Raw genomic sequence first — 24,329 nt, forward strand, 5'->3', positions numbered from 1 at the left:
TACTAATTGGCCGACAACTTACCACACACCAAAACACTGTTTTGGAAGAAACAAGAATGCTATGCGTCCACTGTACGGTTCCCGAGATACGCCCCACAACCAGTTGGTTGGGTCGAATATCTCCATAGAGTTACGGCGGTCATAGCGAGGGGGAAACGCCCGGTCCCATTCCGAACCCGGAAGCTAAGCCCCTCAGCGCCGATGGTACTGCACGGGAGACTGTGTGGGAGAGTAGGACACCGCCGAACACCCATTCCAGAAATGGCCGCGACCTTCGGGTCGCGGCCATTTCTGCGTTTGCTCCCCGCTAGATCGGCAACGTCGTGCCGGCAGCGCTGCTGGCGCGGTCTTGGCTGCTGGTTGCCGCGAGTCGCCCGTACTGCACGGTGTCCGCAGCCATTGGGTGGCACGTCGGCAACCTCCCGCTCAGCGCCGCCTCGGGCGTGGCCCCGACCCACTGGTGGTTGCCGCGGGGCTCCGGCGTCTGCCTCATCGTTCGGTGACTGGCTGGCTCCGGTCGCCGTCCGCACTTCGATCCTGTCCCGGTCTGGTCGCCGCGCGAGTCCTACACTCGCCACCATGAGTAACGACGCCCCGGCCCGGCCGGACATCAAACCCCGCAGCCGCCAGGTGACCGACGGCATCGAAGCCACCGCGTCCCGCGGGATGCTGCGCGCCGTCGGCATGGGGGACGAGGACTTCGCCAAGCCGCAGATCGGCATCGCGAGCTCCTGGAACGAGATCACGCCGTGCAACCTCTCCCTCGACCGGCTTGCGCAGGCCGCGAAGGAAGGCGTTCATGCCGGCGGCGGTTACCCGCTGCAGTTCGGCACCATCTCCGTCTCCGACGGCATCTCGATGGGCCACGAGGGCATGCACTTCTCCCTCGTCTCCCGCGACATCATCGCCGACTCCGTCGAGACCGTGATGATGGCCGAGCGCCTGGACGGTTCGGTCCTCCTCGCCGGCTGCGACAAGTCGCTCCCGGGCATGCTCATGGCCGCGGCCCGCCTGGACCTCGCCAGCGTCTTCGTCTACGCGGGCTCGATCATGCCTGGCTGGGTGAAGCTCTCCGACGGGACCGAGAAGGACGTCACCCTGATCGACGCCTTCGAGGCGGTCGGCGCGTGCTCTCGCGGTCTCATGAGCACCGAGGACCTCGACCGCATCGAACGGGCGATCTGCCCGGGCGAGGGCGCTTGCGGTGGCATGTACACCGCCAACACGATGGCCTCGATCGCCGAGGCGCTCGGCATGTCGCTCCCGGGCTCGGCCGCCCCGCCGTCGGCGGACCGCCGGCGCGACGCATCCGCGCACCGTGCGGGTGAGGCGGTGGTCGAGATGCTGCGTCAGGGCATCACCGCCCGTGACATCCTCACCAAGGAGGCCTTCGAGAACGCCATCGCGGTCCTGATGGCATTCGGCGGCTCCACGAACGCCGTGCTGCACCTGCTCGCCATCGCGCACGAGGCCGAGGTCGACCTCACACTCGACGACTTCACCCGGGTGGGTGCCAAGGTCCCGCACCTGGCCGACCTCAAGCCCTTCGGCCGCTACGTCATGAACGACGTCGACCGCGTCGGCGGCGTCCCCGTCGTCATGAAGGCGCTCCTCGACGAGGGCCTCATCCACGGCGACTGCCTCACGGTGACCGGCAAGACGGTTGCCGAGAACCTCGCCGGCATCAACCCGCCCGCCCCGGACGGCAGCGTGCTCCACCCGGTCGAGGATGCGATCGCCGCGACCGGCGGTGTCACGATCCTGCACGGGACCCTCGCCCCCGAGGGCGCGGTCGTGAAGTCCGCCGGCTTCGAGACGGACGTCTTCGAGGGGACCGCGCGCGTGTTCGAGCGCGAGCGGGCCGCGATGGACGCGCTCGAGGACGGCACCATCACCCACGGTGACGTCGTCGTCATCCGTTACGAGGGTCCCAAGGGCGGGCCGGGGATGCGGGAGATGCTCGCCATCACCGGCGCCATCAAGGGCGCCGCGCTCGGCAAGGACGTCCTGCTCATGACCGACGGCCGGTTCTCCGGCGGCACGACCGGGCTGTGCGTCGGGCACGTCGCGCCCGAGGCGGTCGACGGCGGGCCGATCGCCTTCGTCCGGGACGGCGACCGCATCCGGCTCGACGTGGCCAACGGCAGGCTGGACCTGCTCGTCGACGAGGCAGAGCTCGAGGCGCGCAAGGCCGGCTGGGCACCGCTGCCACCGACGTTCACCAAGGGCGTGCTCGGCAAGTACACCAAGCTCGTCCAGTCCGCCTCGCGCGGCGCCATCCTCGAGTAGACCAGACCGCCCAGGTCGACGACCCCGTCCCCGAACCGGGACGGGGTCGTCGGCGTACAGGAGCTGCCGCACCGCTCGACGGCGGACCGGCGCGGTGCCACGCTGACCTCATGCCAAAGGTGCTGAGCGAGAAGGACGTCCAGTCACGCCCTGGCCTGCAGGACTGGCGCGTAGTCGCCCGCCGCCTGCACGGCACGTTCCGCACCGGCTCGATGGTCGCCGGGATCGACCTCGTCCGGCGCATCGGTGATCTTGCCGAGCAGATGAACCACCACCCGGACATCGACCTGCGGTACTACCGGGTCCACGTCGTGCTCACCACCCACGACGCGGGCGGTCTCACAGAGAACGACGTCACGCTCGCCAACCGGATCTCCGCCCTGGCCGCCGAGCTCGGCATCGATGCCGAACCGGCCAGGGCCAGCCGGGTGGAGATCGCCGTCGACGCCATCGACATCGCCGCTGTGCTGCCGTTCTGGCAAGCCGTGCTCGGGTACAAGAAGGAGGTCCCGGCGGGGGAGACCCAGGAGTCCTCGGTGGACCTGACCGACCCGGACGGCCGTCGGCCCAACGTCTGGTTCCAGCAGATGGACGTGCGGCGTCCGCAGCGCAACCGCATCCACGTGGACGTCCACGTGCCCCACGACGTCGCGGAGGCGCGTGTTGCCGCCGCGGTCGAGGCCGGCGGGCACGTCGTGACAGCCGGATACGCGCCCTCCTGGTGGGTCCTCGCGGACCCGGAGGAGAACGAGGTCTGCGTGTGTACCTGGCAGGCTCGGGACTGACATTCGCCGCGGTGCCTTGACGAGCGGGTCAGGAGCCGCGCCCCGCGATCACCCCGCGCACGCGCGCGGCGGTCGGGCGCTTCAAGCACAGATCTGGCGTTCCGCCCGCAGACCGGCACGCCGACAACATCACCTCGTCCAACATCACCTCGTCCATTTAGTGAGTCTGTGATCCACGATACGAGACGAAGCATGCGGGGCGTGACCTGCGCCGCCGGGAAGGCTATGGTGTGGATCATGCAGTTCCGAGTCGTAGTACTTACGCAGCGCGCAGCGGCCCACTGAGTCGGGGCACACTGCGCGCACCCCTCGAGATCCCTGTCGGGACGAGGGGTTTTTTCATGCCTCGCACCGCGGGGCGCACCGCACGACCTGCACGACCCCGGCATCACCCGAGCACCACAGGAGGTACATGATGGCCAAGGCACCGCACCCGGCGCCGCCACGCCCCGCAGCTCCGGCGGCGTCCTCTCCCGTCCGGGTGGCGCCGTCCGTAGCGCCTGCGCCGCGAGCAGCGATCGACGAGTCCTCCACCGGTGCGCGCAACATCGTCCGAGCGCTCGAGGAGTCCGGCGTCGACACCATCTTCGGCATGCCGGGCGGGGCGATCCTGCCCACCTACGACCCGCTGTACGACTCCACCAGGCTGCGGCACATCCTCGTTCGGCACGAGCAGGGCGCCGGCCACGCCGCGACCGGCTACGCGGCCGCCACCGGCAAGGTCGGGGTGTGCATGGCCACCTCCGGTCCCGGGGCCACCAACCTCATCACCGCCCTGGCGGACGCCCACATGGACTCCGTCCCGGTCGTGGCGATCACCGGCCAGGTCGGCGCGGCCATGATCGGCACCGACGCCTTCCAGGAGGCAGACATCGTCGGTGCCACCATGCCGGTGACCAAGCACTCCTTCCTCGTCACCGACGCCGACGAGATCCCGTCCCGCATCGCCGAGGCATTCCACATCGCCTCGACCGGACGGCCCGGTCCGGTGCTCGTCGACGTCGCAAAGTCCGCGCAGCAGGCCGCCTCGAGGTTCGTCTGGCCGGCCGAGATGGACCTGCCCGGCTACCACCCGGTGACGAAGCCGCACGCCCGGCAGGTCCGCGAGGCGGCCCGGCTGCTGGCCACCGCCCGCAAGCCGGTCCTCTACGTCGGCGGCGGAGCCATCCGCGCCAACGCCTCGCCCGAGCTGCGCAAGCTGGTCGACCTCTCTGGCGCCGCCGTCGTCACCACGCTCATGGCCCGCGGCGTCGTGCCCGACTCCCACCCGCAGAACCTCGGCATGCCCGGCATGCACGGAACCGTGCCGGCGGTGGCGGCACTGCAGCAGGCCGACCTCGTCGTCGCCCTGGGGGCCCGGTTCGACGACCGTGTCACCGGACGGCTCGACAGCTTCGCGCCGAAGGCGGCCATCGTCCACGCCGACATCGACCCGGCCGAGATCTCCAAGAACCGCACGGCGGACGTCCCGATCGTCGGTGACCTCAAGGAGGTCATTGCCGACCTGAGCGTCGAGCTCAAGGCCGCGCACGCCCAGCACGGCCTGCCGGACCTGGAGAAGTGGTGGAAGCAGCTCGACGAGCTGCGCACCACCTACCCGCTGGGCTGGACGCCCACCGAGGACGGCCTCATGGCGCCGCAGCACGTGATCTCCCGGCTCGGCGAGATCTCCGGCCCGGAGAGCATCTACGTCGGCGGCGTCGGCCAGCACCAGATGTGGGCCGCGCAGTTCATCTCCTACGAGCACCCCCGCACGTGGCTCAACTCCGGCGGGCTCGGGACGATGGGCTACTCCGTCCCCGCCGCCATGGGCGCCAAGGTCGGCATGCCGGACACCACCGTCTGGGCGATCGACGGCGACGGCTGCTTCCAGATGACCAACCAGGAGCTGGCCACGTGCGCGCTGGAGGGCATCCCGATCAAGGTCGCGCTGATCAACAACTCCTCCCTGGGCATGGTCCGCCAGTGGCAGACCCTCTTCTACGAGGGCCGCTACTCCAGCACCGACCTGCACACGGGCCACGAGACCCGGCGGATCCCGGACTTCGTCAAGCTCGCCGAGGCGTACGGGTGCGTCGGGCTGCGGTGCGAGTCGACCGCCGACGTCGACGCCACCATCAAGCGCGCCATGGAGATCGACGACCAGCCCGTCGTCGTGGACTTCGTGGTCAGCCGGGACGCGATGGTCTGGCCGATGGTCGCCGCCGGCGTGAGCAACGACGACATCCAGTACGCGCACGGGATCACCCCGGCGTGGGACCGCGACGAGTGAGCAGGAGCAGCAGATGAGCACCAGGCACACCCTGTCCGTGCTGGTGGAGAACAAGCCCGGCGTGCTGACACGCGTGACGGCCCTGTTCGCCCGGCGGGCCTTCAACATCCACTCCCTGGCCGTTGGCGAGACCGAGCATCCGGAGATCTCGCGGATCACCGTGGTCGTCGACGCCGCCGAACTGCCGCTGGAGCAGGTGACCAAGCAGCTCAACAAGCTCGTCAACGTGCTCAAGATCGTCGAGCTCGAGCGAGACGCCTCCGTCCAGCGCGAGCTGCTGCTCGTCAAGGTCCGGGCCGACGACGCCTCCCGCACCGCCGTGCTGCAGGTCGTCGAGCTCTTCCGGGCGCACGTCGTCGACGTGGCCCCGGAGGCGGTCACGATCGAGGCCACCGGCTCGCACAACAAGATCCGCGCGCTCCTGGCGGCCCTCGAGCCGCACGGGATCCGCGAGATCGTCCAGTCCGGGGCGGTCGCGATCACCCGCGGCTCGCGGTCGATGACCGACCGCACCGTCGAGCGGCCCGTCCGCTCCGCCTGACCGGCATCCTTGCCGCCACCAACCACAACAACCGACGCAGTCCCAACCGAAGGAGAACCACCGTGGCCGAGCTGTTCTACGACGACGACGCCGACCTGTCCCTCATCCAGTCCAAGAAGGTTGCCGTCGTCGGGTACGGCAGCCAGGGGCACGCGCACGCGCTGAGCCTGCGCGACTCCGGCGTCGACGTCACCGTCGGCCTGCGCGAGGGGTCCTCCTCGCGTGCGAAGGCGGAGGAGCAGGGCCTGGCCGTCGCCAGCGTCGCCGACGCCGTCAAGGGCGCCGACCTCGTCGTCATCCTCGCCCCCGACCAGGTGCAGCGGACGCTGTACGCCGAGGACATCGCCCCGAACCTCAAGTCCGACGCCACGCTGCTCTTCGCGCACGGCTTCAACATCCGCTTCGGCTACATCAAGCCCGAGGCCGGCCACGACGTCGTGATGGTCGCCCCGAAGGGGCCGGGCCACCTGGTGCGGCGCGAGTACGAGGCCGGCCGCGGTGTGCCGGTGATCGTCGCCGTCGAGCAGGACGCCTCCGGCCAGGCCTGGGACGTCGCGCTGAGCTACGCCAAGGCCATCGGCGGCCTGCGCGCGGCCGGCATCAAGACCACCTTCACCGAGGAGACCGAGACCGACCTGTTCGGTGAGCAGACGGTCCTGTGCGGCGGTGTGTCCCAGCTGATCCAGTACGGCTTCGAGACGCTGACCGAGGCGGGGTACCAGCCCGAGGTGGCGTACTTCGAGGTGCTCCACGAGCTCAAGCTGATCGTCGACCTCATCTACGAGGGCGGCATCGCCAAGCAGCGCTGGTCGGTGTCCGACACCGCCGAGTACGGCGACTACGTCTCGGGCCCGCGGGTCATCACGCCGCAGGTGAAGGAGAACATGAAGGCAGTGCTGGGCGACATCCAGTCCGGTGCCTTCGCCGAGCGGTTCATCAACGACCAGGACGCGGGCGGCCCCGAGTTCAAGGAGCTGCGTGCCAAGGGGGAGGCGCACCCGATCGAGGCCACCGGCCGCGAGCTGCGCAAGCTCTTCGCCTGGGTCGAGACCACCGACGCCGACTACACCGAGGGCAGCGCCGGCCGCTGACCGGCGCGCTCCGCCGGCCCGGTTTGGGACGTGGTCGGTGACCCGGTGACCGGTGGCCCGAGGACGCGGTGACCCGGTGACCCGGCGCCCTCCGTGGTGACCCGCGCGACGCGGCCGACAGCGCCCTCCCCGGTGCCCCAGCGACCCGGCGTGCGGCTCACGCAGGCGACCGGCGCTCGTGCGGCAGCCACGACGGTGAGGATTCGGTGCGAATGGCGCACCGAATCCTCACCGTCGGGGCCACGCGGCGCGCAACGCTCCGCGGGACCGCGCCGCGAAGACCGCTGTCACATATTGAGATTGCTATCCCGTCAGTTGGACGGAGGAGGTAGGTTCGCGGCATGACGCGCGAGATCAAGCTGGCAGTGGTGGCAGGCGACGGTATCGGTCCCGAGGTTGTGGCCGAGGGGCTCAAGGTCCTCGACGCCGCTCTCGCAGGCACCGACGTCTCCGTGAGCACCACCGCGTTCGACCTGGGCGCCGACCGCTGGCACCGCACGGGAGAGACCCTCACCGACGCGGACCTCGAGGCGATCCGGGAGCACGACGCCATCCTGCTGGGCGCGATCGGCCACCCGTCGGTCCCCTCCGGTGTCCTCGAGCGCGGCCTGCTGCTCAAGCTCCGGTTCGCGCTGGACCACTACGTGAACCTGCGGCCCTCGCGCCTGTACCCCGGCGTCCCCACCCCGCTGGCCGCCCCCGGAGACGTCGACTTCGTCGTCGTCCGCGAGGGCACCGAGGGGCCGTACGTCGGCAACGGCGGCGCGATCCGCGTCGGCACGCCGGCCGAGGTGGCGAACGAGGTCTCCGTCAACACCGCCTACGGGGTGGAGCGCGTCGTCCGCGACGCCTTCGCCCGTGCCCACGCACGTCCACGCAAGAAGCTGACTCTCGTCCACAAGCACAACGTCCTCGTGCACGCGGGGCACCTGTGGCGGCGCACCGTCGAGGCCGTCGGGACCGAGTACCCCGAGGTCGCAGTCGACTATGCGCACGTCGACGCGGCGACCATCTACCTCGTCACCGACCCGGCACGCTTCGACGTGATCGTGACCGACAACCTCTTCGGTGACATCCTCACCGACCTCGCCGCCGCCATCACCGGCGGCATCGGCCTGGCCGCCTCCGGGAACATCAACCCCGAGGGCACCACCCCGTCGATGTTCGAGCCCGTCCACGGCTCGGCGCCGGACATCGCCGGCCAGGGCAAGGCCGACCCGACCGCCACCGTGCTCTCGGTCTCGCTCCTGCTCGAGCACCTCGGGCTGGACGCCCCGGCCCGCGCCATAGCCGACGCGGTCGCCGCCGACATCGCCGAGCGCGACGGCACCCCGCGCTCGACGACGACCGTCGGTGACGCGCTGGTCGCGCGAGTATCCGGCTGACCCCGCCGGAACAAGGAACCAGGGCGCCCACCCCGCGCGTCCCGTCCGCGGTCCACAGCGGTCCGCGCCCCGCCGTCGGACGACGACGGACCTGCCGGCGTCGCGGTGAGGACCCCACGGCCCGACCACCGAGCACGGCCGACGAACCAGCAGCCGGTGTACGGCCTCGACCGCAGGTGACACCCGGCCGGCCCGGTCATCGGGCCTGGGCCGGTCACCGGGCCTGGGCCGTCACCGGGCCTGGGCCGGTCACCGGGCCGGACGAGCCGCGGCCGGCGCGCGGCCTGGTTCGCGACCGGCCGCCCCTCCCCGCCGGCGGGCAACCGGCGATACCGTCTGACGCAGCACCCGCACCCGAGAAGGGTTTGACTCATGAGCACCTCCTCCGACCAGGTGGCGACCCTGTCCGGCCCCACCGCGGCCGAGCTCCGGCCCGCGGCCGAGCTCGCCCCCCGCTTCCCGCTGACCGCCAACGCGTCCCCGGCAGCTGCCGACGCGCACGCCCAGGTCATGGACCACCTCACCTTCGGCGTCGCGTTCACCGACCACATGGCCCGCGCCTCCTGGACGCCCGCGGAGGGCTGGCACGCCCACCGTGTAGGTGCCTTCGCGCCCCTGACGCTCTCGCCGGCCGCGGCAGTGCTCCACTACGGTCAGGAGATCTTCGAGGGCCTCAAGGCGTACCGGCACGACGACGGCTCGGTGTGGACCTTCCGACCTGGCTTCAACGCCGCCCGCCTCAACGCCTCAGCCCGCCGGCTGGCGCTGCCTGAGCTGCCCGAGGAGGACTTCGTCGCCTCCCTCGCCGCCCTCGTGGGCGCGGACGAGCGGTGGGTGCCCGAGGCCGCCGGGTCGAGTCTCTACCTCCGGCCGTTCATGATCGCCACCGAGCCGTTCCTGGGGGTGCGGTCCGCGCACGCGATCGAGTACCTCGTCATCGCCTCGCCGGTCGGTCCGTACTTCGTCCACGGCTTCCAGCCGGTCGCGATCTGGGTCGCCCAGGACTACCACCGGGTCGGACGCGGCGGGATGGGAGCAGCCAAGACGGGCGGTAACTACGCCGCCTCCCTGCTGCCCCAGCAGGAGGCCTACGCCAAGGGGTTCGAGCAGGTCTGCTTCCTCGACGCCGCCACCGGCACCCATCTCGAGGAGCTCGGCGGCATGAACGTCTTCGTCATCGACGCGGACGGGACCGTGCGCACGCCCTCGCTCACGGGCACCATCCTCGAGGGGGGCACCCGCGCCTCGATCCTGCAGCTCCTGCGCGACGGCGGCCGGACCGTGCGCGAGGAGACGATCGCCCTCACGGAGCTGCTCGAGCAGATCCGCTCGGGCGAGGTCGTCGAGGCGTTCGCGTGCGGCACCGCCGCGGTCATCACCCCCATCGGCCGGCTGGCGGGAGAGGACTTCGACGTCACCGTGGCAGACGGGGCGCCCGGTCAGGTCACCACCGAGCTCTACACCACGCTCACCGACATCCAGTACGGACGCCGCGAGGACCCGCACGACTGGATGTACCGGCTGGTCTGATGCCGGTGCGTCGTCGTGCCTGGTGCCGGTGCGTCGTCGTGCCTGATGCGGCTGCGTCGTCGTGCGTGATGCCGGTGCCTCGCGCGGCCCGGCGCCGGTGCGCCGTCGATGTGCTGGCGCGTCGTCGACCGGGTCTCTGTCCAGATCCTGGCCACCGGCGCCACATGGCGGATCGTGCTGTGGCAGACTGTGGCCCGTGACGCAGTCCCAGCTCATTATCGGCTAGCGCATCGGGCACACCCGCCCGATGCGCAGACCTCCCGTACCTCGGGGGGTCTTTTTGTTGCCGGGGCCACCTCACCCGGCAGCGCCGCCGCCGGGAAGGTCCCGGAAGGCACCGGTAGACGGCACCACCCCGCCGGTCGCTGGGAGTCGCGTCACGACCGCCGGTCGTACCGCACGACCCGTCGCAAGGAGCACCGCATGTCCAGCACAGCCACCACCGGGCCGGCCCGGGCCGAGCAGGCGCGCGTCGAGCAGGCGCGCGCCACCGTCCAGGTCTACGACACCACGCTGCGCGACGGCGCCCAGCAGGAAGGCATGAACCTCTCGGTGGCGGACAAGCTCGCCATCGCCCCGCTGCTGGACGAGCTCGGCGTCGGGTACATCGAGGGTGGCTGGCCGGGCGCGATCCCCAAGGACACCGAGTTCTTCGCGCGAGCGGCGAAGGAGCTCGACCTCAGGCACGCACGTCTGGCCGCCTTCGGGTCCACCTGCAAGGCCGGTTCGCAGCCGCACGAGGACGCCCAGGTGCGGGCCCTGGTGGAGTCCGAGGCGCCGGTGATCACCCTCGTCGCCAAGTCCGACCTCCGGCACGTCGAGCGGGCGCTGCGCACCGACGGGCAGGAGAACCTGCGGATGATCGCAGCCACGGTGCGCTACCTCGTCGGTCTCGGGCGCGAGGTCATCCTCGACGCCGAGCACTTCTTCGACGGCTACCGGTACGACCCGGTCTACGCGCTGTCCTGCGTGCGCACCGCCTTCGATGCCGGTGCCGCCACCGTGGTGCTGTGCGACACCAACGGCGGCATGCTGCCCGACTGGGTGACCCAGGTCGTCTCCGAGGTCCGGGCCGCGACCGAGGGGCGGCTGGGGATGCACGCCCACAACGACTCCGGCTGCGCCGTCGCCAACACCCTGGCCGCCGTCGCCGCCGGCGCCGGGCACGTCCAGGGCACCGTCAACGGCTACGGTGAACGCACCGGCAACGCGGACCTGCTCACCTGCGTGGCCAACCTCCAGCTCAAGCACGGCACCACGGTGCTGGCGGAGGACGGGCTCGCCGAGTCGAGCCGCATCTCCCACGCGATCTCGGAGATCACGAACATCAGCCCGTACGGCCGCCAGCCGTACGTCGGGGCCTCTGCCTTCGCGCACAAGGCCGGGCTGCACGCCAGCGCCATCCGGGTGGACCCGGACCTGTACCAGCACATCGACCCGGTCGCCGTCGGCAACGACATGCGGATGCTCGTCTCGGAGATGGCCGGCCGCGCCTCCATCGAGCTCAAGGGCCGCGAGCTCGGGTTCGACCTCGCCGGTCAGGCGGAGCTCCTCGGGCGGGTGACGCAGCGGGTCAAGGACGCCGAGGCGGCCGGCTACACCTACGACGCCGCCGACGCCTCCTTCGAGCTGCTGCTGCGGGCGGAGCTCGAGCACGGGAGGGTGCCGCACTTCTTCGACGTCGAGAGCTGGCGGACCTTCGTCGAGCACCGGCCCGGCAAGGACGGGCAGGTGGACTCCGAGGCGACGGTGAAGCTGCGCACCGGGCACGGGCGCATGATCAGCACCGGCGAGGGCAACGGCCCGGTCAACGCCCTCGACCACGCCCTGCGCGGAGCGCTGGTGGGCACCTACCCGGAGATCGAGGACTTCGAGCTCATCGACTACAAGGTGCGCATCCTGGACACCCAGCAGGGCACCGACGCCACCATCCGCGTCCTGATCGAGACGTCGGACGGTGTGGCGAGCTGGTCGACCGTCGGCGTGGGCACGAACATCATCGAGGCCAGCTGGGAGGCCCTGACCGAGTCGATCGTCTGGGGACTGCTGCACCACGGCGTCGAGCCCCGCTGACCTCGGCCCAGGCGTCGCGCGTCACCGGCCCCACGCCGGGAGTGACCGGCCCCACGCCGGGACTGATGGGCGGCGTAGACGGTCATGCGTGACCGGCCCCGCGCCGGGACCGGCGGCCCGGGCGTCGTGCGTGACCGGCCCTACGCCGGGACGGCTCGGCGGCCCAGGCGTCGCGCGTGACCGAGCCCACGCCGGGGGCTGCCCCGCGGCGCCATAGGGTTGGGCCATGCACGGTGAGTACAAGGTTCCTGGTGGCAAGCTCGTCGCGGTCGACCTCGAGGTCGAGGACGGACGCCTCGCCCGGGTGCGGGTCTCCGGAGACTTCTTCCTGGAGCCCGACGACGCCCTCGAGGACATCAACGCCGCACTGACCGGTATGCCCGAGGCCGCGGACGCCGAGCAGCTCGCCCACGCGATCCGCGGGGCCCTGGACGACGGCGTGAGCCTGGTCGGCTTCTCCCCGGAGGCCGTCGGAATCGCGGTGCGCCGCGCGATGGGGCACGCGAGCAGCTGGTACGACCACACCTTCGACGTCATCCACGGCGACCCGGTCCACCCCGCCCTCAACGTCGCGCTCGACCAGGTCATCCCGGAAGAGGTCGCTGCCGGGCGGCGCGGTCCGACCCTGCGCATCTGGGAGTGGAACGCCCCCCTCGTCGTCATCGGCTCCTTCCAGTCGGTGCGCAACGAGGTCGACCAGGCCGGCCTCGACAGGCACGACATGATGGTCGTGCGCCGCATCTCCGGCGGTGGCGCCATGTTCATGGAGGCGGGCAACTGCATCACCTACTCGCTGGTGGTGCCCACCTCGCTGGTGGAGGGCCTCAGCTTCGAGCAGTCCTACGCGTTTCTGGACGACTGGGTGCTCGGCGCGCTCGCGGACGTCGGTGTCCGCGCCCGGTACGTCCCGCTCAACGACATCGCCTCCGAGCAGGGCAAGATCGGCGGCGCCGCGCAGAAGCGGTTCGCCTCCGGCGTCGTGCTGCACCACGTCACCATGAGCTACGACATCGACGCCGACAAGATGCTGGACGTCCTGCGCATCGGCCGCGAGAAGATGTCCGACAAGGGCACCAAGAGCGCGAACAAGCGCGTCGACCCCATGCGGTCGCAGACCGGCATGGCGCGCGAGGACATCATCGACGCGTTCATCGAGCACTTCCGCGGTCGCTACGACACCCGGCTCTCGGACTACACGCCCGCCGAGCTGGCGCGGGCCGAGGAGCTCATGGAGACGAAGTTCCTCTCCGACGCGTGGACCTACCGGGTGCCCTGAGCGGCCGTCCGACGCCGTCCACGCCGCCCGCGACGGGCGGTCACGTCGTCCGAGAGCCGAGCACGCGTCATCCGCGCCGATGGTTCCGCCTCGATGATGGCGGCGCCGAACGGGGGCCGAGATGAACTGGGGCCGAGAGGGTGGTCAGGGCGGCGTCGGCCGGGCACCGAAGACGGCGGTGCCGACGCGCACGATCGTCGCCCCGGCCGCGACGGCGATCTCGAGGTCGCCGCTCATGCCCATGCTCAGCTCGACGGCGTCGCCCGTGCCGGGCGCCCCGCTCGCGAGCACCTGGTCGCGGACCTGGGCGAGCCTGTCGTAGGAGGCCCGGACGACGCCCGTGTCGGTGGAGTTGGCCCCGATCGTCATGAAACCGCGCAGTCGCAGGTGCGGGAGCGCGCCGACGGCGGCCGCGAGATCGGCTGCCTGTCGGGGGTCGGTCCCGGCCTTGGTGTCCTCCCCCGAGGTGTTCACCTGGATCAGCACGTCGAGCGGCGTGGCGTCTCCGGTGCCTCTCTCGGTGTCGCCATCCGTGCCGGAGCCAGTGCCGACGTCGGTACCTGTGCCCTCGGTGCGTGTGCCGGTGCTGGCACCGTGGCCGGTGCGGGGTCCGGTACTGCCGTCATCCGCCGAACGCCGCGCCACGGCACCGTCCAGCCGCCCGGCCAGGCGCAGCGAGTCCACGGTCTGCACGCAGCTCGCCCAGCGCAGCACCTGATTGACCTTGTTGGACTGCAGGTGGCCGATGAAGTGCATCTCGTGCGCCGGAGTGCCGGGCTCGGCGAGCCCCGGTCCGGTGCCGACCAGCTCCTGGGCGCGGTTGTGCCCCAGCAGGTCCGCGCCGGCGGCAAGGGCGGTCCGCACGGCCGACAGCGGCTGCGTCTTGACCGCCAGCAGGACGCGAACACCTGCCGGATCACGGCCCGCCCCGGTCGCGGCAGCGTCGATGCGACGGCGTACGTCGGCGAGGTTCGCGGCAATGGCGTCGTCCACGGTCCGACCCTACGACGCGCGCGCCGTCGGTCAGGCGACGACGACTGCGCTCGTCGGGTCGAGGGTGACGCCGACGCTCAGCGCGCGGTGGTCGGACATCCCGAGGTTGTGCGAGCGGCCGGCCTCGGTCACCCGAACGTCGCCGTCGACGAGGATGTGGTCGAGCTGCTCGGTGGGGTCGGTGAGCGGGAACGTCGTGGCGCTCACCAGCGGACGGAGCCCGCTGTGCCGGGAAGGCTCGCCGCCGGCCAGGTTCAGGTCGCCCATCAGCACGAACGGGCGCGGCAGCTCGCGGGTGCCCCGCACCAGATGGCGAAGCTGGGCGACGTTCCACTCGGGGATGAACGTCAGGTGCGTCGCGGCGACGCCCAGCGGCCCCTCCGGCGTGTCGACCACGGCGGCGACGGCGGTCCGTTGCTCGTCCTTGACGAGGACAGGTCGCTGCCGGCCCGGGAACGTCACCGGCACCCGCTGCTGCGGCCCGGGCAGGGAGAGCACCTTCCAGTGCTCGACCGGGAAGCGGCTGAGCAGCGCGATGCCGTACACGGACGCCTCGGGCTGCTCGTCGCCGGTGGCCGCGGTCCACAGGTCCGGCAGACCGTGCATGGTCGCGACGAACCGGTGCTCCACGGCACCCATCGCCTCGGCGGCCACGCCCGTCAGGTCCGCGCCGTGGGAACGTGGCTGGTCCCGGTCGACCTCCTGCATCGCCAGGATGTCGGCGTCCAGGCTCCGCACGGCCGCGGCGAAGCGGTCGACGTCGACCTGGTCGTCCTCGAGGGACCGGCCGTGGAGGATGTTGAAGGTAGCGATCCGCACCGGCCCCATTGTGGCCTCCGCCGTGCGCCGGCGCCCGTCGTCGGGTAGACCCGCACCATGGACGATGACGACAGGGCAGACCTGCACGAGGCGATGCGGATCGTCGGTGCGGCCCTCGGGGGAGCACAGATCCCGTTCGCGCTCGCAGGTGGTTTCGCGGCCTGGGTGCACGGCGCGCCGCAGTCGGAGCACGACGCCGACTTCGTGATCCGCGAGCAGGATCTCTCCACCGCGCGCGACGCCCTCGAGGCGACCGAGCTGCGGGTGGAGGACCCGGTGGAGAACTGGCTCTTCAAGGCCTGGAACGGCGAGGCGCTCGTCGACATCATCTTCCGGCTCGACGGCGACCCGATCGGTGACGACCTCTTCGAACGTACCGACAGCCACGACGTCTTCGGTGTCCCGATGCCCGTCATGCAGGCCACGGACATCCTGTCGGAGAAGCTGCGCGTGCTGACCGAGCAGCGCTGCAACTACTCCAACCTGCTGCCGGTCGCCCGGGCGCTGCGCGAACAGGTGGACTGGGACGCCGTCGCCCGGCGGACCGAGGGCAACCCCTACGCGGCGGCGTTCTTGTACCTGCTCGAGGCGCTCGACGTCATCGACCGGGTGCCCGGCTCTACCGGCGCCGACACGGAGCCGGAGTCCGGCGCCGGCGCGGAGCCGGGAGCCGTCACGGGGCACACGGCGTCCTGAGGCTGGCACACTCGTCCTATGAGCCATGACCTGCATATCACCGGTGACGACGCGGCGGACGAGCTGCTCAGCAAGGATCCGCTGGCGCTGCTGATCGGGATGCTGCTGGACCAGCAGGTCGCGATGGAGACCGCGTTCTCCGGGCCGAAGAAGCTCGCCGACCGGCTCGGCGGTCTCGACGTGCGTGCCCTGGCCGAGATGAACCCCGACGAGCTCACCGAGGTGTGCCGCACCCCGCCCGCGGTCCACCGTTACCCGGGCTCGATGGCCGGTCGCATCCAGGCACTGTGCGCGGCGCTCGTCGCCGACTACGACGGTGACGCCGCGGCGCTCTGGACGGCGGGCGACCCGGACGGGGCCGAGGTGCTCCGGCGGCTCAAGGCCCTGCCCGGATTCGGTGACCAGAAGGCGAAGATCTTCGTCGCGCTGCTCGGAAAGCAGTACGGGCTGCGGTCCGAGGGCTGGCGCGAGAGCGCCGGCGACTACGGCGAGGAGGGGTCGTACCGCTCCGTCGCGGACATCGTCGACGCCGACTCCCTCACCCGGGTCCGCGAGAACAAGAAGGCGATGAAGGCGGCGGCCAAGGCGGCGAAGAAGTAGGACCACGCCGGCCCGGTGCCGCCGAGTGCACGAGGTGTGCGGGGGTGGGGGCGGCGAGGGGGTCGGTGGTCAGCGGATCGTGATGCCGAGCTCGCGGGCGAGGACCGGGAGTAGCTCGTAGGCGTCGGCCTCCGCCACGCTCGCCCCACGCAGTCCGCTGACGCCGCCGAGCCCGCTCACCCGGCAGCCCGAGAGGTGCACGTGCTCGCAGCGCACGCCGCTCAGCTGGGCCCCGGAGAGGTCGCAGTCCTCCAGGAGGACGTCGGTGAGCACGGCGTCGGTCAGGTCCGCCTCGCGCAGGTCGCAGCCGCGCAGCACCACGTGCTGCAGCAGCGCGCCGCGCCAGCTGCTCAGGGACGCCTGGGCGCCCTCGAGCAGCACGCCCCGCAGCCGCACGCCCGGCAGCTGGGCGCCGGTGAGCCGCACCTCGCGCAGCGAGCAGCGCACCAGGGTGAGGTCCTCGGCGCGGAGGTTGGCCAGGTCGGAGCCGTCGAGCCGGCAGTCCACGAACGTGGTGTGCCGCCAGCTGCCGCTCGCGCCCCGCACCCGCTCCAGCGCCGAGGCCTCCACCTGCACCTCGTCGAGCCCGGCCCCGAGCAGGTCGGCGCCGGTGAGGTCCACGGCGCTGAGGGTGGCGGATGTCAGCGCTCCGGCGTCGATCGGCTCGAGGTGGCGGGCGACGTCGGGCTCGGGCACGGCCGGGGCGCGGACGCGGCGCTCGGCGGTCACGAACGACCCACCGCCGCGACGACGGCACTGGTGAGGGCGACCAGGTCGGCGGGGGAGAGCTCGACGTCGAGCCCGCGTCGGCCGGCGCTGACGAGGACCGTGGGGTGGTCCAGCGCGCTGACGTCCACGACGGTGGGCAGGGCGGTGCGCTGCCCGAGCGGGGAGATGCCGCCGACCACGTAGCCGGTGGCGCGCTGGGCCGCGGACGGGTCCGCCATCGTGGCCCGGCGCCCGCCCGTCGCCGCGGCGAGGGCCTTGAGGTCGAGCTGACCGGACACCGGGACGACGGCGACCGTCAGCGTGCCGTCCACCTCGGCGACGAGGGTCTTCAGCACCCGGTTCGGGTCCATGCCGAGCGCCTCGGCCGCCTCGCGCCCGTAGTCGGACGCGTGTCGCGGGTCGTGGTCGTAGGCGCGGACCTCGTGCGGCACTCGCGCCTCGACCAGGGTCCGCAGCGCGGGCGTGCCGGTCGGCTGCGTCTTCCTGGCCATCACCGCGGCCCGACGGTCAGCACCCGGACCACAGCCCGCTCGGCGGCGTCGGAGGCGTCGAGGTCGACGAGAGCGGTGAGGCCCCAGTCGTGGTCGCCGGCCGGGTCGTCGAAGGTCTGCCGTGCCACCCAGGTGCGCGGGCCCAGGGCGGCGTCGACGCCGTCGGGCAGGTCCGCGTCGGTGGCCTGCTCGAGGATGGTCACGAGGGCGGCGGAGCGTGCCTCCGGACCGGCACCGAGCCAGTCGTACTCGGCCCAGTACGGGGCCATGGTGCCCTCCCAGCGCTCGGCGTCCCAGCCGTCGTCGCCGTCGAGGTGCCCGAGCGCCACGTACGCCTCCCGTGCGAGCGCGTCGACCCGCTTGAAGAGTGCGTTGCGCACCGCCACCCGGAAGGCGTGCCGGTTGCGGGTGAACGCGACGGAGCCGTCCGGTCCCTCGCCGAACCGGCGTTCGACGGCGGTCGGGGCGGCCTCCTCGGGCACGGCCACCGCGCCGGCGGCCGCCGCGGCCCCGGCGGACAGGGCCTCCCACTCGTCGAGGAGGGAGGAGTCGACCGAGCGCACGAGGTCACCCAGCCACTCGATGATCGCGGCCACCTCCTCGGTGCGGGCCGCCGCCGGGACGACCTGCCGCAGCGCCCGGTAGGCGTCCGTGAGGTAGCGCAGGACCACGCCCTCCGAGCGGGCCAGCTGGTAGCGCGAGACCAGCTCGGAGAACGTCATCGACTGCTCGACCATCTCGCGCACCACCGACTTGGGCTTCAGCTCGTAGTCCGCGACCCACGGGTTGGTCTGCCGGTAGGTCGCCAGCGCCGCCTCCAGAGTCTCCGCGAGCGGCCGCGGCCAGCTCACGTCCTCCAGAAGCGCCATGCGCTCGTCGTACTCGATCCCCTCCGCCTTCATCGCGCCGATGGCGTCGCCGCGGGCGGCCCGCTGCTGCGCGTAGAGCAGCGGGCGCGGGTCCTCCTGGGTGGCCTCGATGACCGAGACGACGTCGAGCGCGAAGTCGGGGTCCTCGGGGTCGAGCAGGTCCAGGACCGCCAGCGCGAACGGGGACAGCGGGGCGTTGAGCGCGAAGTCGCGGGGCAGGTCGACCGTCAGGCGCACGTACGGCTCGCCCGGGTGGGCGCGCCGCCAGTCGGCGTCGAGGTGCTCGAGGACCCCGCCGGCGCGGAGCGAGCGGTAGATCTCGATGGCACGGCGCAGGTGCGGGTTCCGGTCCCGCTCGGGCTCGTGGTTGTCGGTGAGCAGGCGGTACATGGCCGCCACCGGGTCGCCCTCGCGGGCCAGGACCGAGAGCACCATCGTGTGGCTGACGTGGAACTGGCTGGTGAGCGGCTCCGGGTCCGCGTCGCGCAGCCGTTCGAACGTCTTGTCGGTCCAGTTGACCGCCCCGGCAGGGGCCTTCTTCCGCACGATCTTGCGCCGCTTGCGCTCGTCGTCGCCCGCCTTGGCCAGGGCCTTGGCGTTCTCGATGACGTGCTCGGGGGCCTGGACGATCACCTCGCCGGTGGTGTCGAAGCCGGCCCGGCCGGCGCGCCCGGCGATCTGGTGGAACTCCCGGGCGCTGAGGTGGCGCATCCGCTCGCCGTCGAACTTCGTCAGCGCGGTGATGACGACCGTGCGGATGGGGACGTTGATGCCGACCCCGAGGGTGTCGGTGCCGCAGATGACGCCGAGCAGCCCGTTCTGGGTCAGGCGCTCGACCAGCCGCCGGTAGCGCGGCAGCATCCCCGCGTGGTGGACCCCGACTCCGTGGCGCAGCAGGCGGGAGAGGATCTGGCCGAAGCCGGGCCCGAAGCGGAAGTCGCCGAGGGCGTCGGCGATGCGGTCGCGCTGCTCGCGCGTGGCCACCTGCACCGAGGTGAGCGACTGGGCGCGCTCGACGGCGTCCTTCTGGGCGAAGTGGACCACGTACACCGGGGCGCGGTGGGTGGAGACGAGCTCGAGCAGCAGGTCCTGGATCGGCTCCACGGAATAGGTGAACGTCAGCGGCACCGGCCGTTCGGCGTCGTCCACGACGGCGACGTCGCGCCCCGTGCGGCGGGTGAGGTCCTCGGCGAAGAACGACACGTCCCCCAGCGTCGCGCTCATCAGCAGGAACTGGGCGTCGGGCAGCTCGAGCAGCGGCACCTGCCACGCCCAGCCGCGCTGCGGGTCCGCGTAGAAGTGGAACTCGTCCATCACCACCACGCCCGCGTCGGTGGCCGCACCGTCGCGCAGGGCCTGGTTGGCGAGGATCTCGGCGGTGCAGCAGATGATCGGGGCGTCGGGGTTGATCGCCGAGTCGCCGGTGACCATGCCGACGTTCGCCGAGCCGAACAGGTCCACCAGGTCGAAGAACTTCTCGCTCACGAGAGCCTTGAGCGGGGCGGTGTAGTAGCCGGTGCGGCCGGTGGCCAGGGCGGTGAAGAGGGCACCGACGGCGACCAGGGACTTCCCGGACCCGGTGGGGGTGGCGAGGATGGTGTGCGAGCCGGAGACGAGCTCCAGCACCGCCTCCTCCTGGTGGGGATACAGCGTCAGGCCGGTGCCGGTGGTCCACTGCTCGAAGGCTTCGTAGATCGCGTCCGGGCCGACGGCGTCGCCGGTGTCCTCGAGGTCGTCGAGGACGAGGTTCAAGGTGGCGGCGGCAGGCATCTCCCGATCCTCTCATCAGCCGCCGAGGTGCAGGCGCGTCCGCGTCGCGCGCGGTCGGTCCGCCCCCGCAGGACGGCTGCGCGGCACGCTCCTACGCTCGGCCTGTGGCCACCGTCGACGAGGGCGACCAGCCCCACGCCGTCAGCCTGCGGCGTGAGCTGACCTGGCGCGACCTCGTCGTCTACGGGCTGCTCTTCATCGGCGTCACCGCCCCGATGGGCACGTTCGGCGTGCTCGACGCGCGCAGCGGCGGGGCAGTCGCTCTCGTGTTCGTCGTCGCGACCGTGGCGATGTCCTTCACCGCCTGGTCCTACGCGCGGATGTCGACGGCGCTGCCGCAGGCCGGGTCCGTGTACGCCTACGCCACCGCCGGGCTCGGCCGCCGGCCGGGCTTCATGGCTGGGTGGATGATCGCGCTGGACTACCTGTTCATCCCTGCGCTCGCGGCCCTGTTCGCCGGACTTGCCTGCCACGCCCTCGTCCCGGGCGTGCCGGTGTGGGTGTTCACCGGTGCGGCGGTCCTGCTCACCACGGGGCTGAACATCGCCGGGGTCAGGCTCGCCGCACGGGTCGGCCTCGCCATGCTCGTCATCGAGCTGCTCGTGCTAGGCGCCTTCGTCGTGCTCGCGGCCGTGCACCTCGTCGTCGTCGGTCCCGAGCGGGGCTGGCTCACGCCGCTCACCGGCGTCTCGGCGTTCGACGCCGGCGGGGTGGTCGGCGCCGTCTCCGTCGCGGTGCTGGCCTTCCTCGGTTTCGACGCCATCGCGACGTTCGCCGAGGAGACGACCGGCTCGTCCCGGCACGTGGCCCGCGCCCTGCAGGTGTGCCTCGTCCTCGCCGGCGTGCTGTTCGTGCTCCAGACGTACCTCGGTGCGCTGCTGTCCTCGACGACCCCGGCCCAGCTGGCCGCCGAGCCGGCCGCCCAGGGCACCGCCTTCTACGACATGCTCGACGACGCGCTCGGGGTGTGGTTCGGCTCGCTCGTCACCGTCGTGCGGGCCGTCGGGCCGGTCTTCTCCGCGCTGGTCGCCCAGGCCGCCGTCGCCCGGCTCCTGTTCGCGATGGGCAGGGCAGGGGCGCTGCCCGGGGCGCTGGCCCGCGGCGGCGCCCGCGGCAGCACCCCGCGCAACGCGATCCTCCTCTCGGCGGTCGTGACCCTCGCCGTCGCGCTCGCCGCGGCGAGCCGGGCCGACGGGCTGGACATCCTGTCCTCGATGGTCACGGTCGGTGCCCTTGCCGCGTTCCTGCTCCTGCACGCCTCGGTCGTCGGGCACGCCCGCCGCACCGGCAGCACGACCCCGGCCGCCGTCGTCGTCCCGGTCCTCGGGGCGCTGATCATCCTCGCCGTCCTCGTCGGAGCGAGCCGGCTGGCCCTTGCGATCGCGGCGGGGTGGTTCGTCGTCGGAGTCATCGTCATGCTGGTTCGCCCCGGCACCGCCCGCGCCCTCGCGGCCGGGCCGCCCGAGACGCCCGGCGAGCACGGGGAGCCGCCACGCAGCTGAGCTGTGCGCGCCTCGGGGTGCCGGCCCGCGGGACCGCACCGTGCGTGCGGCGACGGCGGCCGTCAGGCTCCTACCGACGGGCGATGAGTCCGCTGCCCTGCCGGGGGCGGCGCCGGGCCGACGACGGCCGCCGTCGCGGCACGCAGGAGACGCTCGAGGGGCCCGCGCCCGAGAAAGCGGCGCCAGAGCCAGGCGGCGGCCAGTGCGACGGCGATGAACCAGAGCAGCACCGCGTTGGAGACCGGGTACCAGACGATGTCGTTGCCGAGGAGGAAGATCGCCACGATGTGGAAGGAGTAGACGCTCAGGCTCGCGGCCCCGGCGGCCGCGACCGGCGAGAGCACCGCCGCGAAGGCGCGGCCGACCGGGTTGCCCGGGCGGGTCAGCAGCAGGCACACCGCGATCACGGTGAGCGAGCTGCCGCAGTTCCCGACCACCTCGAGGGTGGAGTACTCGTGGGCGCCGGCGCTGACCAGACGCCGCGCGAGGGGCGAGGCGCCGTCACCGAGGGCGTCGAGAGCGAGCCGAGAGGTACCCCAGCCCAGCACCCCGAGCGCGACGCCGGCACCGAGCAGCGCCAGCTGGACCCGCAGCGAGCTCAGCGCCGAGCGGCCCACGGCCATGCCGAGCAGGATGTAGGCGAGGAACACCAGGGCGGGGTAGGCACCGGTCGCGAAGACGTCCATTGGCAGCTCGACGGGGTCCGCCTCGCCGGTGACCGACGCCAGCGGGCTGGGGCCGCCGTCGGCCCGCTCCGTGGTGAGCAGGAAGATCACGGTGGGGGAGACCACCGCGACGAGTGCCGCACCCAGCAGGAGCCATGCGCGTGCGAGCCCGAGGAAGGGCAGGGCGAGCACGAACATCGCCGCGTAGGCGGGCAGGATCACCAGGACCGGGGTGCCGAGCCCCACGAGGAAGACGCCCATGAGGAGGAGGATCCCGGCCCTGACCAGGGTGGTCAGGCGGGCACGGGCGAGGACGGCTCCGGCGGGCAGGGTCCCGCGCCCGTTCGCCAGTGCCATCGAGACCCCGGCGAGCAGCGCGAAGAGGGCCGCCGAGCGTCCGTCGGCGACGACGAACCACTCCGGGTCGTGCCGGCCCTCGGGCCCGTCGTCGCCCAGGTGTGCGACGAACATCCCCAGGATCGCCAGGCCGCGCGCGATGTCGATTCCCGTCAGGCGTCTGCCGCGGGGCCGGTCGGCGCCGGCCGCGGCGGCGTCGGGCGTCGTCCCGGCGCTCCCCGCGGGGGATCCGGCGGGGTTCTGACGGGGGTGGCCCGCGTGCGGCTGCTGCCGGGAGGTCGTCACTGTCCGAGCGTAGGCGCCGGGGGCGTACCGGTGCGCTGTCGGACGATCCAGCGGGCGACCAGCCCGACGACGACCACCCCGAGCCCGGCCAGCACCGAGCCCGGTGGGAGGGTCAGTGCGAGGGTGGCGCAGCCGACCACCCCGACCACCTGCAGGGCGCGCGGGTACCGGCGCCGGTCGCGACCCTGCGTCAGCGCGGCCAGGTTCGCGACCGCGTAGTAGAGCAGCACACCGAAGGAGCTGAAGCCGATGAGCTCGCGCAGGTCCGCCACGAGCACGGCGACGACGACCACCGAACCGACGGCGGCCTCGGCGCGGTGCGGGACGTGGAAGCGCGGGTGGACCACCGCCAGGTGACGCGGCAGGTCGCCTTCACGCGCCATGGCGAGGGTGGTGCGGCCGACGCCGGCGAGCAGGGCGAGCAGTGCGCCCAGAGACGCCGCCGCGGCGCCGACCCCCACGACCGGCACGGCCCACGACCCGGCCGTCGCGGCGACCGCGTCGGCGACCGGGGCGTCCGAGGCCGCGAGCCCGTCGACGCCGAGCACCCGCAGAAGGAGGACCGCGACGACGGCGTAGAGCACTGCGACCCCGGCCAGCGCGGTGACGATGGCCCGCGGGATGGTGGCCGCCGGGTCCTTGACCTCCTCGCCGAGCGTGGCGATCCGCGCGTAGCCGGCGAGAGCGAAGAAGATCAGGCCCGCCGACTGCAGGACGTCCCGCACGTCCGGCCCGGCGGCCGGCGCCGTCAGGGGAGCGGACGCCTGCGCGCCGACGGGACCGCCGAGCACCATCGCCGCCACGGCCACAGCCAGCACGAGAAGCACCACGACCAGGATCACGCGCGCCAGCGCCGCGGTGCGGGTGATCCCGCGCCAGCTCACCGCGGTCAGGGCGACCACGGCCGCGGCCGCCGTCGGGCGCTGCCAGTCGGCCGGCACCGTGTACGCCGCGACGGTGGCGGCCATCGCGGCGCACGAGGCGGTCTTGCCGATCACGAAGCACCAACCGGCGGTGAAGCCCCACCACGGTCCGAGCTGCTCGCGGCCGTAGACGTACGTCCCGCCCGACCTCGGGTAGGTGGCGGCGAGCTGCGCCGTCGAGGTGGCGTTGCACAGCGCGACGACGACGGCGACCGCGAGGCCGGCCAGCAGCCAGGTGCCGGCGGCACGGGCGGCCGGGGCGAACACGACGAAGACCCCTGCGCCGATCATCGAGCTCGCGCCGATGACGACGGCGTCGGTCAGGCCGAGCCTGCGGGCGAGGGATCCAGGACCGGTCATGGCGCGCAGGGTAGCCCCGGGAGATGAC

General features: G+C 72.3%; 20 protein-coding genes and 1 rRNA gene. 13 read left to right on the plus strand and 8 right to left on the minus strand.

What is annotated here, in order from left to right:
- The first annotated feature begins 131 nt into the window (after positions 1 to 131).
- From rrf to GD748_RS13390, 3 genes are all read left to right on the plus strand, one after another.
- Positions 132 to 248, plus strand: a 5S ribosomal RNA gene (gene rrf / locus GD748_RS13380).
- Between the two features lie 331 nt (positions 249 to 579).
- The gene (gene ilvD, locus GD748_RS13385) at positions 580 to 2,289 is read left to right on the plus strand and encodes a dihydroxy-acid dehydratase (protein ID WP_152195739.1); all 1,710 of its coding nucleotides are present in this window, start codon (positions 580 to 582) and stop codon (positions 2,287 to 2,289) included.
- A gap of 110 nt (positions 2,290 to 2,399) precedes the next feature.
- The gene (locus GD748_RS13390) at positions 2,400 to 3,074 is read left to right on the plus strand and encodes a 4a-hydroxytetrahydrobiopterin dehydratase (RefSeq protein ID WP_152195740.1); all 675 of its coding nucleotides are present in this window, start codon (positions 2,400 to 2,402) and stop codon (positions 3,072 to 3,074) included.
- A gap of 28 nt (positions 3,075 to 3,102) precedes the next feature.
- On the opposite strand, the gene GD748_RS20145 is transcribed toward GD748_RS13390, so the two are convergent.
- Positions 3,103 to 3,231 (minus strand): hypothetical protein, encoded by a 129-nt coding sequence (locus GD748_RS20145; RefSeq protein ID WP_264372482.1) that lies wholly within the window; start codon positions 3,229 to 3,231, stop codon positions 3,103 to 3,105.
- Between the two features lie 258 nt (positions 3,232 to 3,489).
- Here GD748_RS20145 and GD748_RS13395 point away from each other — a divergent pair, with 258 nt between their 5' ends.
- The 7 genes from GD748_RS13395 to GD748_RS13425 all read left to right on the plus strand — a co-directional run bounded on the left by GD748_RS13395 (position 3,490) and on the right by GD748_RS13425 (position 13,242).
- The gene (locus GD748_RS13395) at positions 3,490 to 5,346 is read left to right on the plus strand and encodes an acetolactate synthase large subunit (RefSeq protein ID WP_152196195.1); all 1,857 of its coding nucleotides are present in this window, start codon (positions 3,490 to 3,492) and stop codon (positions 5,344 to 5,346) included.
- A gap of 13 nt (positions 5,347 to 5,359) precedes the next feature.
- On the plus strand, positions 5,360 to 5,887 hold the full coding sequence (ilvN, locus tag GD748_RS13400) for an acetolactate synthase small subunit (RefSeq protein WP_152195741.1): 528 nt from the start codon (positions 5,360 to 5,362) through the stop codon (positions 5,885 to 5,887).
- Between the two features lie 62 nt (positions 5,888 to 5,949).
- Positions 5,950 to 6,978: a ketol-acid reductoisomerase gene (gene ilvC / locus GD748_RS13405; protein ID WP_152195742.1), complete on the plus strand. Its 1,029-nt coding sequence runs from the start codon at positions 5,950 to 5,952 to the stop codon at positions 6,976 to 6,978.
- A 341-nt stretch (positions 6,979 to 7,319) separates the two neighbouring features.
- Positions 7,320 to 8,363, plus strand: coding sequence for a 3-isopropylmalate dehydrogenase (locus GD748_RS13410; RefSeq protein ID WP_152195743.1), 1,044 nt, complete (start codon positions 7,320 to 7,322; stop codon positions 8,361 to 8,363).
- Between the two features lie 372 nt (positions 8,364 to 8,735).
- Positions 8,736 to 9,893 carry a branched-chain amino acid aminotransferase gene (locus GD748_RS13415; RefSeq protein WP_152195744.1) on the plus strand — a complete coding sequence of 386 codons (1,158 nt, stop codon included), beginning with the start codon at positions 8,736 to 8,738 and terminating at the stop codon, positions 9,891 to 9,893.
- A gap of 423 nt (positions 9,894 to 10,316) precedes the next feature.
- Positions 10,317 to 11,966 (plus strand): citramalate synthase, encoded by a 1,650-nt coding sequence (gene cimA / locus GD748_RS13420; RefSeq protein WP_152195745.1) that lies wholly within the window; start codon positions 10,317 to 10,319, stop codon positions 11,964 to 11,966.
- A 226-nt stretch (positions 11,967 to 12,192) separates the two neighbouring features.
- Positions 12,193 to 13,242 carry a lipoyl protein ligase domain-containing protein gene (locus tag GD748_RS13425; protein WP_152195746.1) on the plus strand — a complete coding sequence of 350 codons (1,050 nt, stop codon included), beginning with the start codon at positions 12,193 to 12,195 and terminating at the stop codon, positions 13,240 to 13,242.
- A 144-nt stretch (positions 13,243 to 13,386) separates the two neighbouring features.
- Here the strand turns inward: GD748_RS13425 and GD748_RS13430 are convergent, their stop codons facing one another.
- Both GD748_RS13430 and GD748_RS13435 read right to left on the minus strand, forming a co-directional pair.
- Positions 13,387 to 14,235 carry a YggS family pyridoxal phosphate enzyme gene (locus tag GD748_RS13430; protein ID WP_152195747.1) on the minus strand — a complete coding sequence of 283 codons (849 nt, stop codon included), beginning with the start codon at positions 14,233 to 14,235 and terminating at the stop codon, positions 13,387 to 13,389.
- Positions 14,236 to 14,265: 30 nt separating this feature from the next.
- Complete coding sequence (locus tag GD748_RS13435) at positions 14,266 to 15,054, minus strand: endonuclease/exonuclease/phosphatase family protein (RefSeq protein WP_152195748.1); 789 nt, start codon at positions 15,052 to 15,054, stop codon at positions 14,266 to 14,268.
- Positions 15,055 to 15,111: 57 nt separating this feature from the next.
- On the opposite strand from GD748_RS13435, the gene GD748_RS13440 reads away from it, so the two are divergent.
- Together GD748_RS13440 and GD748_RS13445 are read left to right on the plus strand one after the other, a co-directional pair.
- A complete protein-coding gene (locus GD748_RS13440) occupies positions 15,112 to 15,750 on the plus strand; it encodes a hypothetical protein (RefSeq protein ID WP_152195749.1) in 639 nt (212 codons plus the stop codon).
- Positions 15,751 to 15,768: 18 nt separating this feature from the next.
- On the plus strand, positions 15,769 to 16,350 hold the full coding sequence (locus tag GD748_RS13445) for an HhH-GPD-type base excision DNA repair protein (protein WP_152195750.1): 582 nt from the start codon (positions 15,769 to 15,771) through the stop codon (positions 16,348 to 16,350).
- 69 nt (positions 16,351 to 16,419) lie between these two features.
- Here the strand turns inward: GD748_RS13445 and GD748_RS13450 are convergent, their stop codons facing one another.
- From GD748_RS13450 to GD748_RS13460, 3 genes are read right to left on the minus strand one after another with little or no spacing between them, the layout of a single operon-like run.
- On the minus strand, positions 16,420 to 17,079 hold the full coding sequence (locus tag GD748_RS13450; RefSeq protein WP_152195751.1) for a pentapeptide repeat-containing protein: 660 nt from the start codon (positions 17,077 to 17,079) through the stop codon (positions 16,420 to 16,422).
- Positions 17,076 to 17,570: a Cys-tRNA(Pro) deacylase gene (ybaK, locus tag GD748_RS13455; protein ID WP_152195752.1), complete on the minus strand. Its 495-nt coding sequence runs from the start codon at positions 17,568 to 17,570 to the stop codon at positions 17,076 to 17,078. The genes GD748_RS13450 and ybaK overlap by 4 nt, the downstream gene beginning before the upstream one ends.
- Positions 17,570 to 20,209, minus strand: coding sequence for a DEAD/DEAH box helicase (locus tag GD748_RS13460; RefSeq protein WP_152195753.1), 2,640 nt, complete (start codon positions 20,207 to 20,209; stop codon positions 17,570 to 17,572). The genes ybaK and GD748_RS13460 overlap by 1 nt, the downstream gene beginning before the upstream one ends.
- A gap of 104 nt (positions 20,210 to 20,313) precedes the next feature.
- Between GD748_RS13460 and GD748_RS13465 the strand changes: the two genes are divergently transcribed.
- Entirely contained in the window at positions 20,314 to 21,711 is a 1,398-nt protein-coding gene (locus GD748_RS13465) for an APC family permease (protein WP_226921361.1), read from the plus strand.
- 62 nt (positions 21,712 to 21,773) lie between these two features.
- Here the strand turns inward: GD748_RS13465 and GD748_RS13470 are convergent, their stop codons facing one another.
- Both GD748_RS13470 and GD748_RS13475 read right to left on the minus strand, forming a co-directional pair.
- On the minus strand, positions 21,774 to 23,018 hold the full coding sequence (locus tag GD748_RS13470) for a heparan-alpha-glucosaminide N-acetyltransferase domain-containing protein (protein WP_152195754.1): 1,245 nt from the start codon (positions 23,016 to 23,018) through the stop codon (positions 21,774 to 21,776).
- Positions 23,015 to 24,301, minus strand: coding sequence for an APC family permease (locus GD748_RS13475; RefSeq protein WP_152195755.1), 1,287 nt, complete (start codon positions 24,299 to 24,301; stop codon positions 23,015 to 23,017). Before GD748_RS13475 ends, GD748_RS13470 begins: the two co-directional genes overlap by 4 nt.
- Positions 24,302 to 24,329 lie beyond the last annotated feature (28 nt).

The sequence above is a fragment of the Georgenia subflava genome (genome assembly GCF_009193155.1).
GTDB lineage: Bacteria > Actinomycetota > Actinomycetes > Actinomycetales > Actinomycetaceae > Georgenia > Georgenia subflava.